The organism is Corynebacterium kroppenstedtii DSM 44385 (genome assembly GCF_000023145.1).
GTDB lineage: Bacteria > Actinomycetota > Actinomycetes > Mycobacteriales > Mycobacteriaceae > Corynebacterium > Corynebacterium kroppenstedtii.
Genome location: NC_012704.1, coordinates 1,534,172 through 1,549,940, shown reverse-complemented (window position 1 = coordinate 1,549,940; position 15,769 = coordinate 1,534,172). Strand labels below are relative to the sequence as shown.

General features: G+C 57.5%; 13 protein-coding genes and 1 tRNA gene. 8 read left to right on the top strand and 6 right to left on the bottom strand.

What is annotated here, in order from left to right; translation table 11 throughout:
• The first annotated feature begins 215 nt into the window (after nucleotides 1–215).
• Nucleotides 216–983: an HAD-IIA family hydrolase gene (locus CKROP_RS06450; protein WP_041629424.1), complete on the top strand. Its 768-nt coding sequence runs from the start codon at nucleotides 216–218 to the stop codon at nucleotides 981–983.
• A gap of 7 nt (nucleotides 984–990) precedes the next feature.
• Here the strand turns inward: CKROP_RS06450 and CKROP_RS06445 are convergent, their stop codons facing one another.
• Complete coding sequence (locus tag CKROP_RS06445; protein WP_041628855.1) at nucleotides 991–1,767, bottom strand: NAD-dependent deacylase; 777 nt, start codon at nucleotides 1,765–1,767, stop codon at nucleotides 991–993.
• A 173-nt stretch (nucleotides 1,768–1,940) separates the two neighbouring features.
• Nucleotides 1,941–2,144 (bottom strand): DUF2188 domain-containing protein, encoded by a 204-nt coding sequence (locus tag CKROP_RS06440; RefSeq protein ID WP_012731931.1) that lies wholly within the window; start codon nucleotides 2,142–2,144, stop codon nucleotides 1,941–1,943.
• A 528-nt stretch (nucleotides 2,145–2,672) separates the two neighbouring features.
• Here CKROP_RS06440 and CKROP_RS11575 point away from each other — a divergent pair.
• From CKROP_RS11575 to CKROP_RS06420, 3 genes are all read left to right on the top strand, one after another.
• Nucleotides 2,673–4,469 (top strand): cytochrome b/b6 domain-containing protein, encoded by a 1,797-nt coding sequence (locus CKROP_RS11575; RefSeq protein WP_012731930.1) that lies wholly within the window; start codon nucleotides 2,673–2,675, stop codon nucleotides 4,467–4,469.
• Between the two features lie 291 nt (nucleotides 4,470–4,760).
• Nucleotides 4,761–6,068 (top strand): anaerobic C4-dicarboxylate transporter, encoded by a 1,308-nt coding sequence (locus tag CKROP_RS06425; protein WP_041628854.1) that lies wholly within the window; start codon nucleotides 4,761–4,763, stop codon nucleotides 6,066–6,068.
• 124 nt (nucleotides 6,069–6,192) lie between these two features.
• On the top strand, nucleotides 6,193–6,393 hold the full coding sequence (locus CKROP_RS06420) for a hypothetical protein (protein ID WP_052292376.1): 201 nt from the start codon (nucleotides 6,193–6,195) through the stop codon (nucleotides 6,391–6,393).
• Nucleotides 6,394–6,468: 75 nt separating this feature from the next.
• Here the strand turns inward: CKROP_RS06420 and CKROP_RS06415 are convergent.
• The 4 genes from CKROP_RS06415 to CKROP_RS06400 all read right to left on the bottom strand — a co-directional run bounded on the left by CKROP_RS06415 (nucleotide 6,469) and on the right by CKROP_RS06400 (nucleotide 9,815).
• Nucleotides 6,469–6,541, bottom strand: a tRNA-Arg gene (locus CKROP_RS06415).
• Between the two features lie 153 nt (nucleotides 6,542–6,694).
• Nucleotides 6,695–7,342: a LutC/YkgG family protein gene (locus tag CKROP_RS06410; protein WP_012731927.1), complete on the bottom strand. Its 648-nt coding sequence runs from the start codon at nucleotides 7,340–7,342 to the stop codon at nucleotides 6,695–6,697.
• Between the two features lie 2 nt (nucleotides 7,343–7,344).
• Nucleotides 7,345–9,033 carry a LutB/LldF family L-lactate oxidation iron-sulfur protein gene (locus CKROP_RS06405; protein WP_012731926.1) on the bottom strand — a complete coding sequence of 563 codons (1,689 nt, stop codon included), beginning with the start codon at nucleotides 9,031–9,033 and terminating at the stop codon, nucleotides 7,345–7,347.
• Nucleotides 9,030–9,815, bottom strand: coding sequence for a (Fe-S)-binding protein (locus CKROP_RS06400; RefSeq protein ID WP_012731925.1), 786 nt, complete (start codon nucleotides 9,813–9,815; stop codon nucleotides 9,030–9,032). Before CKROP_RS06400 ends, CKROP_RS06405 begins: the two co-directional genes overlap by 4 nt.
• Nucleotides 9,816–10,178: 363 nt before the next feature.
• Between CKROP_RS06400 and argS the strand changes: the two genes are divergently transcribed.
• The 4 genes from argS (at nucleotide 10,179) to thrB (ending at nucleotide 15,767) form a co-directional block, all read left to right on the top strand.
• A complete protein-coding gene (gene argS / locus CKROP_RS06395; protein ID WP_041628853.1) occupies nucleotides 10,179–11,843 on the top strand; it encodes an arginine--tRNA ligase in 1,665 nt (554 codons plus the stop codon).
• Nucleotides 11,844–11,959: 116 nt separating this feature from the next.
• Nucleotides 11,960–13,297: a diaminopimelate decarboxylase gene (gene lysA, locus CKROP_RS06390; RefSeq protein WP_052292487.1), complete on the top strand. Its 1,338-nt coding sequence runs from the start codon at nucleotides 11,960–11,962 to the stop codon at nucleotides 13,295–13,297.
• 202 nt (nucleotides 13,298–13,499) lie between these two features.
• Nucleotides 13,500–14,834, top strand: coding sequence for a homoserine dehydrogenase (locus CKROP_RS06385; protein WP_012731922.1), 1,335 nt, complete (start codon nucleotides 13,500–13,502; stop codon nucleotides 14,832–14,834).
• Nucleotides 14,835–15,767, top strand: coding sequence for a homoserine kinase (gene thrB / locus CKROP_RS06380; protein WP_012731921.1), 933 nt, complete (start codon nucleotides 14,835–14,837; stop codon nucleotides 15,765–15,767). It abuts the gene before it with no gap.
• The last annotated feature ends 2 nt before the right edge of the window (nucleotides 15,768–15,769 follow it).

Sequence of the window (15,769 nt, the reverse complement as noted above, 5' to 3'; positions counted from 1 at the left end):
TGGCGCGACCCCACCACGTTCTACATTGTGGATCAATAGCTGAAAGGACGAGAATAGACAACATGTCAGACGACAAGAAAAAAACGGAAAATGCGCGAGAAGCAGAAAGCGTTACCTCCAGTAGCGTCGATCAAGGCGAAAAGCCACGCGTGCCCGTCACCGATGTCCTTAATACTCCGCCCCAACGCGACGACCCCATCTCTTTCCTCACAGATATGGATGGTGTGTTGGTTAAAGAAGGCGAGATCATTCCCGGCGCGGATGAGTTCCTCAATGAGCTCCGCGAAAATGACGTCGAATATATGGTGCTCACCAACAATTCGATCTATACCCCGCGCGATCTGTCGGCTCGTTTAGAGCGAACGGGGATTGACATTCCCGCCGAGCGTATCTGGACATCGGCCAAAGCCACGGCCGCTTTTCTCGCTAGCCAGAAAGAAGTGTCGACAGCGTACGTCGTCGGTGAATCCGGATTAACCACTGCGCTTCACGAAATAGGGTGGATTCTGACTGACTCGGATCCCGAATACGTTGTGCTTGGGGAAACCCGCACGTATTCCTTCGAGGCCATTACGACAGCGATTCGGCTCATCCGCCGAGGTGCAAAGTTTATTTGTACTAACCCTGATATCACGGGGCCATCGCCGGAAGGGGTGCTGCCCGCTACCGGTGCTGTTGCGTCTCTGATTCAGACGGCATCGTTGAAAGAGCCCTATTATGTCGGTAAGCCGAATCCGATGATGATGAGGTCGGCCCTTCGCCGTATCGGTGTCCACTCCGAGAACACCATTATGGTGGGCGATCGCATGGATACTGACATCAAGGCCGGAATGGAAGCCGGTATGAAAACAATCCTCGTCCGGTCCGGTATTACCGACGACGACATGATTGAGGACTTCCCCTACCGGCCGAGTCGCGTGATTGACTCAGTCAAAGATCTTGTGGGGAATGTCCACGATCCCTGCGGGGAATTTGAGGAGTAGAAGAAGACTATTGGTCGACGAGCCAGGGCAAACCCTCGGCGGCGTTCGCCCGGATCGACCACGTAGCTAACCGGGTGAGGTCAGTCTCGGCCGGGCTGACCTCCACGATGGGGGTGCCACGGCGCGCGGCAAGCGTCGGCAATGATGCTGCCGGATAAACGACGCCGGACGTTCCGATGATGACCACCAGGTCGGCGTCGTTCATGGCTGCTTCTGCCTCTGACCAATCCTTGGCCGGCAGGGCCTCGCCAAACCACACGACGCTAGGGCGGACTGTTCCTCCGCACTCCGCGCAGCGAGGGGGAGCGAGGCGTTCAACGGGATGAGCAGGGGGTTCTTCACCAGGCGCGGGCTTTCTGCACACACTGCACCGATATTCGTTCAAGCGGCCGTGGAGGTGCGCCACATTCTGCGCTCCCGCGCGTTCGTGCAGGTCATCGATATTTTGAGTCGTGGTGTGCATCGACACCCCATCGCGCGCACCCCACCGGGCCAACGCTTTATGTCCGGCATGCGGCTGTGCTTCACGCGCACAGTGTTCCCGCCATTGATACCAGGCCCACATGGGATCGGGATCCTCCCGCCACGAATCAATACTGGCCATCGCTTGGGGGTCCACGTGGCTCCATAAACCAGTCTCTGCATCACGGAAAGTGTCTAAACCGCTATCAGCACTCATCCCCGCTCCCGTGAATACTTCTACGCTGCGCGCTCGGTCTCGGGCGGTGCGAAGACTGGATGGAAGTGGGTCAGTAGGAGAGATAACAGTTGTATTGGGATACATCAGAGTCACTCGATGCTCGCGCAGTGGGAGAGCGGTACTGCTGGGAATTGTGGTGTGATTAACGGAGCCATGAGAAGAGCACCGGCTATTACGCTTTCCCTGCTCCCCCACAGTAAGTGGCGAGGGATATTAAGCTGTGTGCTCTTCGTGGGCTCGTTCTTTATTGCTCCGAACTATTCCGAGTAAGAATGACGCTCAGAAATAGTGCCGTCCAGATTCTTGATGATGTGGTCACCCTTGCGCTCTTTAGCGAGGTTACGGCCGTATTCAACAGCTTCCTCTTTGGTCTTGTGGGTGCTGGTCGCGCGCTCGTTACCCTGAGGGCGGTTCTTCCACTCACCATCTTCGTTGTAGGTCTCGATAACGGTATCTGCCATTGCTGTCTCCTTTCATCTCAATCAATTGACGACGCTTACTCCGGTAGCTGACCGAATGAATTCAGTCGTATCCGAACATCAAGCAGTGCTATGTATCAAGTATAGAGACAGCTAATTTGTTGCGCTGTGCGTTCATCGAGATTATAGCCACAGTAATAGAGGTCCTCTGGGATTACTCGTTTCTTGGGCGGGGTATTTTTTCAGAAACGGGTAATAGTCGGGGAGAGCAACGGGTAATGGCTGTTTAGCATCACCCCGGGGGGGAGCTGCGACTTTCAGATCTGTGGCTTTTCACCCTTTAGTGACACTGTTCACAGTAAGCTGTTGATATTCTTTCATCGCGACGATCAGTCGTGACGGTTCTGTGAGTCCGCTCGCCGGGGCTATCTACGAAAGATGCTGACCGTTGATCGGTGGTTATCTCAGCGTGGACAACCCGGCGGTGGGGTACAGCCGTCGCACTCGGACACCGGGACCAGGATTGCCGCGACTTAATGACGAGCTTGAATTGATGAGGAGAGATCTACGATGTCGCCAGTTCCTCCACCCCCACCGGGGAGCCCATCCCCATCGGAGGCCTCGAAAAAACGTGCCCCAGCCGCGTCTGACAGCGACGACACGACGCAGGACGTGGTGGAGCCGCGCGAGGTTGATAGCGCAACGACTCAGGGTGACGACGCCGGGTCGGGCGACAAACCTAAGCTCAGCGCTAAGTCGCAAGCTCCTGGCGCCCCGGCAGCACCAGGCGCGCCGAAAGCTCCCGGCGCTCCGAAGGCTCCGTCGGCATCTGGCGATGTGAAGGAAGGGGGAGCACCCTCGGCTCCTAAGGCGGCGAAGGCCCCGTCGGCTCCTAAGGCGGCGAAGGCCCCGTCGGCTGCTAAGGCAGGCGGTGCCCCCAAGGCACCCGGTGCGCCAAAAGCGCCGTCTGCCCCCGGTGCGCCAAAAGCGCCGACGTCCGCTAAAGCGGGTGGAGCGCCTAAAGCTCCGGGCGCACCGAAAGCCCCGTCTGCTCCATCTGCACCGGGTGCTCCGAAGGCTCCGGCATCCGCCAAAGCAGCGGGAGCTCCCAAGGCCCCAGGCGCGCCTAAAGCGCCATCAGCCCCGTCCGCTCCAGGCGCTCCGAAGGCACCCTCGGCGGCTGGAGCAGCCGCTCCCGGTGCCCCCAGTAAACCTGGTGCTAAAAAGCCGGGAGCGCCAGGGAAGCCAGGTAAACCGAGTGCAGGCGCACCAGGGAAACCCGGAAAACCAGGTGCAGGCGTGCCGGGCAAGCCGGGCGCAAAAGCCCCAGCTGCGAATAAACCCGGTGGTCCGAAAGCACCGGGCAATAAGAAATCGGGCGCTGGCAAAGCCGGAAAAGGCAAGACCGGCAAAGACGCTGCCAAGAAGTCCGGGAAGAAGGACTCGAAGAAGCAGCGCGAACCGATCATGATCGGTGAAAAGAGTCTGATGCAGTGGGGCAAGATCGCAGGCCTCATTGCCGCTGGACTTATTGTCCTCGGCGTCATCGTGGTTGTTGGCGCCCGATGGCTGATGAGCCTAGATGCCGTCTCTCGATGGGTGGACAAGTATCCCGGCGAATATGACCCGTCACCGAAGCCGGATCCCGGTTTCCCGTTGTGGGCTCGATGGCAGCATTACCTCAACTTCTTCTTCATGCTGCTGATTATCCGGACTGGTTTGCAAGTGCGTCATCAGCAAAAGCCTCCCGCCGTGTGGCAATCGAAACGTGGCGGTAAGAAAATCAGCATTTTCTTGTGGCTGCACACCTCACTTGATGTGTTGTGGCTGGTCAACGGTGTGGTCTTCGTTGTGCTCCTGTTCTCCACAGGTCACTGGACGCGCCTCGTGCCGACCAGCTGGAAAGTTTTCCCGAACGCCCTGTCCGCAGCCCTACAGTATGCGGCGTTCGATTGGCCGGCGGAACATGGTTGGGAGAACTTCAATAGTTTGCAGCAGATCATGTACTTCCTGGTGATCTTCGTCGCCGCCCCGCTAGCTGCGATCTCGGGCGTGCGCATGAGTGAATGGTGGCCGAAGAAGGCGAAAACCCTGAACAAGCTGTATCCGGCCCCGGTCGCTCGTCATATTCACTACCCGACGATGATCTTCTTCGTGTTCTTCGTTTTCGTTCATGTCTTCCTCGTCTTCACGACGGGCTTCCGCGAGAACCTGAATCACATGTTCGCTGGTAATGACTCAGCGAACTGGGGTGGGTTCCTCTGGTTCATCGGTGGCCTTGCCGTCGCAGTCGCGGCCGTGATGGCGGCACGACCGCTCGTTTTGGCTCCGATCGCAAGTCGATTTGGCCAGGTGAGCGCCCGTTAGAACTCATATTCAGTTATTAGATTGAGCGCCTATTCGTCGTCGATAAAGAGATTATCGACGACGAATAGCGCGTTTCTGGTACGCGTCGGCACGCGTCTGAACCTCTGACGAGAGCGAATGTCAGTGTAATTGTGGCTTCTTCCTGGGGTGTTGGGGATGTTAATCCGGGGGTACTAGTGTGTGGATGGATCACAAGCGTTCCGGGCTACGGCCCGTTGTAAACGTTGGCGATGATGACGCGGTCGCGCCCGTTGATTCACCTGTTTACGCGTGAGTAGAAAGTCTCGTTTTTTGCTTGCACTGCAGATATTGATCGTCTTGGCAGCTATTGTCCTGGGGGCCCGGTTAGGTTCAATAGCAATCGGCTTCGCCGGTGGTCTGGGGGTACTTGTCCTCGGACTGACCGGAGTTCCGGTGTCCCATGAACAGATCCCGTTCGACGTCATCAGCATTATTATGTCCGTCATCTCGGCCATTGCCGCAATGCAATTGGCCGGAGGAATGGACTACCTGGTTCACGTTGCTGAACGTTTCTTGCGGAAGAATCCCAAACGAGTCACATTCCTTGCCCCGATTGTCACGTATTTAATGACGTTATTGGCTGGTACAGGGCATACCGCGTTTTCGACGCTTCCGGTGATTGCCGAAGTAGCGAAAGAGGGCGGTGTCCGCCCGTCCAGGCCGTTATCCATTTCCGTTGTCGCATCTCAGATTGCGATTACCGCGTCGCCGATTTCGGCTGCGGTCGTTTTGATGGCGTCGTTAATGGAGCCGCATGGGGTGAGCTATCTGACGCTTCTCGCTGTGGTTATTCCGTCCACTTTCTTGGCTATTTTTCCTGCAGCGTTCATTACTAATCACCTGGGTAAAGAGTTAAGCGATGACCCGATTTATCAAGATCGGCTAGCTAAAGGTCTGGTGAAGCGGACCCAGGGTCAGAAAGCTTATGTCCCCACAAAGAATTCCAAACTTTCGGTGTGGATTTTCCTTGTCGCAATTATTGCGGTGATGGTCTATGCGACCTTGATTTCCGACCAAGTGGGGTTAATTTCGCATCCGAGATTGCCCAGGAATGAAGCCATCATTTCATTGATGTTGGCTACAGCCACGATCATCACGCTCGTGTGCAAGCTACCGGCTGCTGAAATCTTGACGACCCAGGTGTTTAAGTCGGGCATGTCCGCGTGCATATGCGTCATGGGCGTTGCTTGGCTGGGAACAACCATTATCGATGCGCACCTGGGTCAGATTAAAGATCTAGCCGGGAACGTGTTGAAGGACTATCCGTGGATGCTCGCTGTGGTGTTGTTCCTTGCTGCGGCCTTGTTGTACTCCCAGGCGGCTACGACAAAGGCTCTCATGCCAGCGGCGTTGGCGGTGGGGGTAAGCCCCGTTATAGCCGTGGCATCGTTTGCAGCAGTAAGTTCCTTGTTTATTCTGCCGACATATCCGACGCTTCTCGCGGCCGTGGAAATGGACGATACAGGAACAACGCGGATAGGAAAATACGTGTTTAACCACCCGTTCCTCATTCCCGGCACGGTGGCTATTGCGACGGCTGTTGCTTCAGGCTTTGTTTTAGGGGAACTATTGATTTAACCCGCCCGACGGCGTCCTCCGTGGCATGTACCCCAAAAACCTTCATTCTCATCGGGTTTAAAGCAATACAATAGAAAGCGATATACCGGCTTTGACCGAAGAAAAGAAGGATGGTGGGTTAATAATGTCTACTTTTACTGTCACAACCGAACCAGGAACGAGTAGTGATGTCTGGGTCCTCGTGTGCCCCGAAGTGGGTGCCGTGTCTCAGGTGGAAAACCTCGATGATGCCGCGGATGAAATGCGGGAAGCGATCGCTTATCTTGCAGGAATAAAAGAAGATGACGTGGATATTGAGGTAGAGACGATTAAGCAAGCTAGTTAGACAACAAGCTAGTTAGATAAAGGCTAAACCCCGCTTTGACCAAGTATCTGTACTGATCAAAGCGGGGTTTTACTGTGCCCCCGACAGGATTCGAACCTGCGACCTTTGGTACCGGAAACCAACGCTCTATCCCCTGAGCTACGGAGGCATCACCGGCAAAACACCACGATCCTTTGACACTAATTCAACGGATAACGGGGTGTTCACCGCACGACGAAACTACCTTAGCACTCCGCCGTGAAAGTACGAACACGCGGGGTAACTCGCGTCGGCAATCACGCGAGAATGCCCCATCTACCAGTCACTTCCGAACAATCAACACGATCAGAGTTCGTGGTCCGTGAACCCCTTCTACACGACTCAACTCAATATCAGAGGTCGCCGACGGGCCAGAGACAAGAGTAATCGGCATCTCCGGGTTGAGGCGATCAATTGCCTCAGGAACACCGTAGACAATCGACTCCTCACGCACGATGCACAAGTGGCAGTCGGGGACCAGCGTCAGTGCACGTCGCCCATTCGTCGCTGACCCATCCAGGTAGATCGTGCCCGTCTGCGCGGAACTGACGTGAGACTCCGTGATAATCGCATCAAAGCGCCCCAACTTATGAGGATCCGTGGAGCGATCGTCCTTCTCAACGTCAGCTGAGACTGAGGAATAAATCGATTCGTCGATGCCCTCGGCTACTCCGAGCTTGGAGAAGCCATGTTTGCCGCAAAGGTCAGCCACCGTGGACGGCAGGTCAGCCTCTTTCACGATGTGAACGTCGGCCTTATAATCCACCAATCGATCTTCGAGGAGATCGACCAGTTCGTCGGTGGACCGCGTGCGGTTGGTCCTGTAGTCCCGGGGAATGGGATAGGGTTCCGACGGCACACCGGCCAGTTTGTTTGCGTTGCGGATTCGCCCGAGGATTTCTTCTTTAGCGGACGTAGACCGGAATCCCATGACTACTTCCCCTCCTTCGACGAATTCTTAGCGCTGCTGTCGTCGTGTTCCTGTGAGTTAGAAGTAGCATCGTCCAGCACATGCTCGAGAGGCTTCGATGACGTCTTCCGCTCGCCAGGTTCGCTCACCTTCACTTCGGCGGCGTCGCCAGTGTTGTGATCAGCATGGCGGAAACTGTTATCCGGGATGCCTTCCTTCCGAGCAGCGGCCAGAGTCCTCTTGCCTTCCTCGGAGGCGAACCACGCACGGAATGATTTCTTTGGCGGGATTGCCGTATCCCGCACATTCGACCACCCAGAGAGGAAGCCGGGCAGGCTTGTGATCTTCCCCTTCGGCCACCCGAGAGCGCGTCCCAACACAGCGGCTCGGGCGGAGAAGTTCCAAATCTGTTTGTTCCCGAAGACAAGCCCCATGCTGCTCATGATCATGCCCTCGAACTTCGGCCGGTGGTGCTCAATCTTCTGGTGGCGAAGCTCCAGCAACGCGGACGGGATGTCGATCTCGACCGGGCAGACCTCGAAGCAGGCGCCACACAATGACGAGGCATAGGGGAGTGAGGCATTGGGATCCTCGGCTGATTCCATACCGGCCAGCTGTGGTGTCAAAATGGCGCCAATGGGACCTGGGTAGGTTGACCCGTAGGCGTGGCCACCAGCCCGTTCGTACACCGGACACACGTTCAAGCACGCGGAGCAGCGAATGCACTTCAACGCTTCACGGCCGATGGCATTCGCCAGCGCATGTGTGCGTCCATTGTCAATGAGCACAATGTGGAAGTTCTTCGGCCCGTCGCCTTCAGTCGTTCCCGACCACAGGCTGGTGTAGGGGTTCATGCGCTCGCCAGTGGAGGACCGAGGAAGCAGCTGCAAGAACACCTCGAGGTCCTTGAATGTCGGCAAGAGCTTTTCAATCCCCATCACGGAGATCAACGTCTCAGGCAAGGTCAGGCACATGCGGCCATTGCCTTCAGACTCGACGATGGACAGCGTGCCCGTCTCTGCGATACCGAAGTTAGCGCCAGAAATGGCGACCTTCGCATCCATAAACTGCTTGCGCAGGAAGAGTCGCGATGCCTCGGCCAAGTCTGCAGGATTATCCGTCAAACTCTCATCCGTGTTGGGCATCTCCTTGATGAAGATGTCCCGGATCTCAGCGCGGTTGCGGTGAATCGCAGGAACCACGATGTGCGACGGACGGTCATGACCAAGCTGGACAATCAGCTCCGCCAGGTCCGTTTCACGCGCCTCAATTCCAGCTTCTTTGAGAGCATCGTTGAGGCCGATCTCCATCGTTGCCATCGACTTAATCTTGACGACCTTCTTCTCACCCGTCTCCTTCACAAGACCGGTGATGATCTCATTGGCCTCTTTAGCGTCGCGGGCCCAGTGCACATGACCACCACGGGCGGTAACGGCTTCCTCAAACTGCTCCAGAAGCTCAGGCATCCGAGCCATCACGTCGCGCTTAATGGCCGAACCGGCGTCGCGAAGCTGCTGCCAATCGTCGATTTCACCGACGACACGGGCGCGCTTATCGCGAATCGTGTGCGTCGCCATCCGCAAGTTGTGGCGCTGGACCGAATTCTTTAAATCATGGCGGGCAGCTTGCTGGAATCTCTCCGTACCACGAAGATTGCCGACGCCGTCAGGGGCGGTGGGTGGCATCGTCGGCATACCAAGACTGATGGTCACAGCATTGCCTCCTTGGAATAGAACGCGCCTTCCGGCGTCCAGGGGTGTTCTTCAGTCGATGCGAGGATTTCCGCAATGTGCAGGGCGCGGACCCCGGAGCGCTGGCGGGATAAGCTACCGCCGATATTCATGAGGCAGCTCGGGTCGCCGGCGGTGACGAATTCCGCACCGGTCGAGACAACATTGCGAGCTTTGTCGCCCACCATGGCGGCCGACGTATCCGCGTTCTTGACTGAGAATGTTCCGCCGAATCCGCAGCATTCCTCTGCGCCGGGCAGGCGGACAAGATCCAGGCTCTTGACCTGTTTGAGCAGCTGATAGGGGCGGTCGCCCACCTTCACCATGCGCAGCGAGTGGCAGGTTGAGTGGTACGTCACGCGGTGGGGGAAATAAGCACCAATATTTGTTTTCCCCTCGATATCAACGAGGAACTCCGAGAGATCCAAGGTCTTCGGTGCCGTCTTCTTCACACCGTCGACGAGCGCTTTATCGCCATAGCGTTCCGCAACCATTTGGTGCTGGTGGCGGACTGCGCCCGTGCATGAGCCCGATGGTGCGATGACGTAGTCAATGGAAGGATCCGAGAACGCGTCAACATAGTCGCGGATCTGGGGGATGATTTCTCTTTGATAGCCAGTGTTGACGTGCATCTGTCCGCAGCACGTCTGGCCTTCGGGGAATACTACTTCGTGGCCAAGCCGGGACAAGATCACTGCCGTCGCCTTGGAAGCGTCAGGAAATAGGGCATCCCCGATACACGTGGAAAATAGTGCGATACGCACAAGCCCTCCTCAGGGTTAAAGTCGTCATCATCAGTTTAGGACTAAAACTTCATTCCTCAGAGGGGGTCAGCGCGTATCGACGCAGGTAAATGAGCCGATAATGAAATGAAAATGATTGTCGAGAAACTTTATTAAGTATTCTCGCAGTGCATGGAAATTCCCTAGAAAGGTACGTGTATTAACGCAATACCAACGTTTCGGAAATAAAAAACTCAGAGGTACCCACTTTCGGGGTGAATATCGATGAGCTGGCACCAGCGCTCAGCTCTGACAAACGGTTCAATTAACCGAAACCGACAGCGAGCCGGAACAGCACTCGGCAGTGATAGGGAACCCCGGCGCGGTGCCGTACACTGTGGGCCTATGACTCCCGAAGAATTGTCGACTCTCATTGCCACGCGTGCTGAATCCGTTTTGTCACACCACGGGAAAGATGCCTCGGTACTACCGCTGACGGTGACCGTAGAACGACCCCGTAACCCGGAACATGGCGACTACGCAACGAACTTGGCCTTGCAGATTGCCAAGAAAGTGGGAACATCACCGCGGGAGCTAGCCGGTTGGCTGGCAGAAGACTTAGCCACCAACTCCGCCATTGAGACTGTTGATGTTGCCGGCCCAGGGTTCCTTAACATTCGCCTGGCCGCCGCCGCTCAGGGAGAAATCGTCGGGCGCATCCTCGCCGAAGGTGAACGGTTCGGTAGCAGCTCAGAACTCAGCGACGAGGTTATCAACCTCGAATTCGTATCCGCGAACCCTACCGGGCCGATCCACCTGGGAGGTACACGCTGGGCCGCAGTTGGTGACGCTCTCGGACGCATTTTTGCATTCCGCGGCGCGTCGATTACCAGGGAGTATTACTTCAACGACCACGGTCGGCAGATCGACCGCTTCGCACGCTCACTCGTCGCGGCGGCCCTCGGCCAGCCCACTCCGGAGGACGGCTACGGAGGGGAATACATCCAGGACATCGCGTCGTCCGTCGTCGACAAACACCCGGAAGCAACGCAGCTGCCGCTCGAGGAACGCCAGGAACTCTTCCGCAAAGAAGGCGTGGACCTCATGTTTGCGCACATCAAGCGCACGCTCCACGAATTCGGCACCGATTTCGACGTGTTCTTCCATGAGAACTCGCTCTTTGAGTCCGGCGCGGTGGATCAAGCGATACAAAAGCTGAAAGACAACGGCAACCTGTACGAGGCCGACGGGGCATGGTGGCTGCGCAGCACCTCGTTTGGCGACGACAAAGACCGCGTCGTGATCAAATCCGACGGCGACGCCGCATATATTGCGGGCGATATCGCCTACATCAGGGACAAGATCGAACGTGGTCACAACCTGTGCATTTATATGTTGGGAGCCGACCACCACGGTTATATCGCTCGCCTCAAGGCGGCCGCGCAGGCGCTGGGCTATGACCCCACCCAGGTTGAGGTCCTGATCGGGCAGATGGTGAACTTGGTGCGCGACGGCAAAGCGGTCAAGATGTCGAAACGCGCCGGGACGGTCATTACCCTCGATGACCTTGTCGAACTTATTGGTGTCGACGCCGCCCGCTATGCGCTTATCCGCAGTTCAGTGGACCAAACGCTGGATATTGATATGGATCTGTGGGCCCGCCAAACCAACGATAATCCCGTGTTTTATGTGCAGTATGCGCACGCGCGGCTGTGCTCGTTGGGGAGGAAGGCGCAGGCAGCGGGGATCTTGGTCAAGGACCCCGATTACTCTCTTCTGGTCAATGACTACGAGGGTGCGCTCATCCGCACTTTGGGCGAGTTCCCCTCTGTGGTGGGAACCGCAGCGGAGCTCCGTGAACCGCACCGCATTGCGCGCTACATGGAGGAGCTGGCGGGGACATTCCACCGGTTCTATGACTCCTGCCAAATTCTTCCCAAGAAATCAGAGCCGACGGGCGACGAAGCAGCGCCGATTGTTCACGCACGGCTGGCATTAGCGCAGGCAACGCGCCAAACGATCGCTAACGCATTGAGCCTTCTCGGTGTCAGCGCACCCGAACGCATGTAGGAGCCCCCGTGGATCTACTTAGTAAAGGACCAGGCTTCGCGCATCTGTACGCCGACGCGAGTCTGCCCGAGTTTTCAACCGACCAATTCAATGCTTTGCCACCGCATGTGTGGCCTATGAACGCACACCGCGACGACGACGGTCAGGTGGCGATTGCCGGTGTTCGCCTGGTCGACTTGGCCAATAAGTATGGAACTCCACTCATGGTCGTGGATGAGGACGATTTCCGTGCTCGATGCCGGGCCATGGCCGATGCTTTCGACGGTCCCGGACACGTCCACTATGCGTCCAAAGCGTTCCTTACCGTTGGCATTGCTCGATGGGTGGCGAGCGAGGGATTGTGCCTCGACGTTGCCTCCGATGGTGAGTTGGACGTGGCATTGCGCGCAGGTTTTCCACCCGAGCGCATCACCGTGCATGGCAATAACAAGTTGGACAGCACGTTGACCAAGGCCGTTCAGGCAGGTGTGGGCCACATTGTGATCGACTCCCGCCAGGAAGTGGATCGGCTAGGAAAGATTGCGCGGGACGCTGGTGTCCGCCAAGAAGTGTTGATCCGCGTGACACCAGGTGTTCACGCGGATACTCACGAATTCATTGCGACGTCACACGAAGACCAGAAATTCGGCCTGTCGTTGGCTTGCGGTGCAGCTAAGGATGCTGTCCTTGCGGCGATGGACTACGACTCGCTGGCCGTGGCTGGCCTGCACTGTCATGTCGGGTCACAGGTTTTTGACGCCGACGGTTTCTCGCTGGCGGCTGAACGTTTGCTTGGCTTGATGGCTGATCTGCACCACCAACTCGGTCGGTACGGCAGCGACGGTGGCGTCGAGAAAAAAGATGTCAAGGATTCCCTGGACATCCTGGATCTGGGTGGCGGTTACGGTATTGCCTACAGTGCGTCGGATTCGCCCCTCGATGTCCGCTCGGTGGCCGACGATCTTAAAGCACGCGTCCACAAAGCGGCCCATGACCTGCACTTTGACCCACCGACGTTGATGGTTGAGCCTGGCCGCGCTATTGCCGGCCCGTCGACCGTGACGGTCTACACGGTGGGGACGATTAAAGATGTGCCCACGGATGAGCGATCCACGCGGCGTTATCTCGCCGTCGACGGCGGGATGTCGGATAACATCCGCCCCGCGCTGTACAACGCCCATTACGACGGCCGAGTGATTAATCGCCTGATGCACGGAAACCCGATTCCCACGCGCCTAGTGGGATCGCACTGTGAATCCGGAGATATCCTCGTCGAAGACGGGATTTATCCAGACGATATCGAGGTCGGGGACCGTATCGCCCTCGCGGGGACTGGCGCGTACTGCTTCTCTATGTCGTCGCGGTACAACATGTTCTGCCGTCCGGCTGTTGTCGCGGTGCGCGACGGGCACGAACGCGTGATGGTCCGTCGGGAAACAATTGATGATCTTCTTGCGCTCGACGAAGATTGCTGACGGATGCTGACCACTGCTGACGATAGGTCGAATCCGTCTATCGAACCTGTCGGTCACCTAAAACCTGAGTAGACCAGCATAAATACTAGATATAGTATCCTTCATACAGCTTTGTCTGCCGACGCATACGGGACAACGACGTTCAGCCAGCAACGTTGTAAACCGAACACCACACAAGGGAACCAACACAAGGGATAGGAATATGACCCAGCAAACTAGCTACAACACCGGAAAAGGGGCCGGGGAAACCGTCGGAGTTGCCCTCCTCGGCTTTGGCACCGTCGGGCAGGCTGCCTATCGGCTCATGAACGAATATGCCGACGAATTTACCGAACGAGCTGGTGGGCCAATAGAAATCCGCGGTGTGGCGGTGTCCGATCTATCCCGCCCACGTGAAGGCGTTGATCCCGACCTCCTCACCGACGATGCCATGAGCTTGGTTCTTCGCGACGATATCGACCTCGTCGTGGAAGTGATCGGCGGCATTGACCTGCCACGAAAGCTTGTGTTGGCGGCGTTGCGGGCCGGGAAATCAGTCGTCACCGCGAACAAAGCCCTGGTGGCAGCCCATGCCGACGAATTAGCCGAAGCAGCGGACGCGTCGGGCGCAGATTTGTTCTTCGAAGCAGCAGTGGCGGCGGCGATCCCGGTGGTGGGGCCTCTGCGCCGCTCCCTTGCCGGTGACCGCGTTAACCGGGTGATGGGCATCGTCAACGGGACTACGAACTTCATCTTGGACGCGATGGATGAGTCGGGCGCGTCCTATGACGAGATGCTGGCTGAAGCGACCCGCTTGGGATATGCCGAGGCAGACCCCACCGCCGACGTCGACGGATATGACGCAGCATCCAAGGCTGCCATCCTTGCATCCATTGCTTTCCACACGCGCGTGTCCGCCGACGACGTCTACCGCGAGGGCGTTCGCGAGATCACCGCGGCGGATATTGCGTCGGCAAAGGCGGTGGGATGCACCATCAAATTGCTGGCCCTGTGTGAGCGACTTGTCGATAGCGATGGCAAAGAATCAGTCTCTGCCAGGGTGTATCCGGCCTTGGTGCCGCGTAACCACCCGTTGGCCAGCGTGTCCCAGTCCTTCAACGCGGTGTTCGTTGAGGCAGAAGCTGCTGGGCGTCTGATGTTCTACGGAAATGGTGCCGGCGGAAATCCGACTGCGTCGGCTGTCTTGGGTGACGTCATCGGTGCGTCGCGAAACATCGTCTTGGGTGGTCGTGCTCCGGGAGAATCTGTGTACGCGTCATTGCCTATTGCATCATTCGGCTCTATCGACACCAGGTACCACGTTGTGATGCACGTGAAGGACCAGGTTGGTGTCCTTGCCGACGTCGCCAAATGCTTCGCTAACCGCGGCATATCGCTGAAGACTGTCCGCCAGGAGGGCAGCGAAAACGGCGCTCGGCTTGTCGTTGTCACCCACATGGCTCGGGAAGACGACCTCGAGAAAACCGTGGCCGACGTCTCATCCATCGACACGGTGTTGTCCGTCGAGCGCGTGCTGCGTATGGAGGGGGACGACTAAGTGCCACACGATATCCCGGTGGGGCGCTCAGTCACGGTCCGCGTGCCAGCGTCGTCGGCCAATTTAGGGCCCGGATTCGACACCCTCGGCTTGGCCGTGGGGTTGTATGACATCGTGACCGTCGAGGTCACTGCGTCGGGTTTAACCGTTGACGTTCAGGGCGAAGGTGCGGGCGAGGTCCCTCTCGACGGAACGCATTTGGTGGTTCGGGCAATCCGTGAAGGGCTCCGCGTTGCCCATGCCGACGTGCCTGGCTTGGCGGTATCCTGCGAAAACGCGATTCCCCAATCGCGTGGTCTCGGGTCGTCTGCGGCGGCGGCAGCGGCTGGAGTATGTGCTGCTAATGCCTTAGCGGATAATGCCCTCACCACCGATCAGGTTATTCAGGTTGTGAGTTCTTTTGAGGGCCACCCCGATAATGCGGCCGCATCCGTGCTGGGTGGGGCAGTGGTGTCATGGACGGATACGCCTGTCGATGGTGAAACGGCCCCTCAGTACCACGCGATCGGCGTGGATGTTCACCCCGACATTCGCGCGACGGCCTTTATCCCGGATTTCACGGCGTCGACGAATGCAGTGCGCCGAGTGCTGCCCAGTGATGTGAGCCATGTTGACGCACGATTCAATGTGTCACGAACGGCAGTCATGACGGTTGCGCTGCGTACCAACCCCGAGCTGTTGTGGGAGGGCACGAGGGATCGCCTTCACCAGCCTTACCGTGCCGACGCCTTGTCGGTCTCTGCGGAATGGGTGAATCGCCTGCGTAACCGGGGCTATGCGGCGTATCTGTCGGGTGCCGGCCCCACCATCATGGTTCTCTCCACTGAGGATCTGCCTGCTGAAATCGTTGACACCGCGTCCTCCGAGGGGCTTCGCGTTATCACGCTCCCCATCGCCGGCCCTATCCAGGTCAATCGCAAAGAACTGGGATAGAT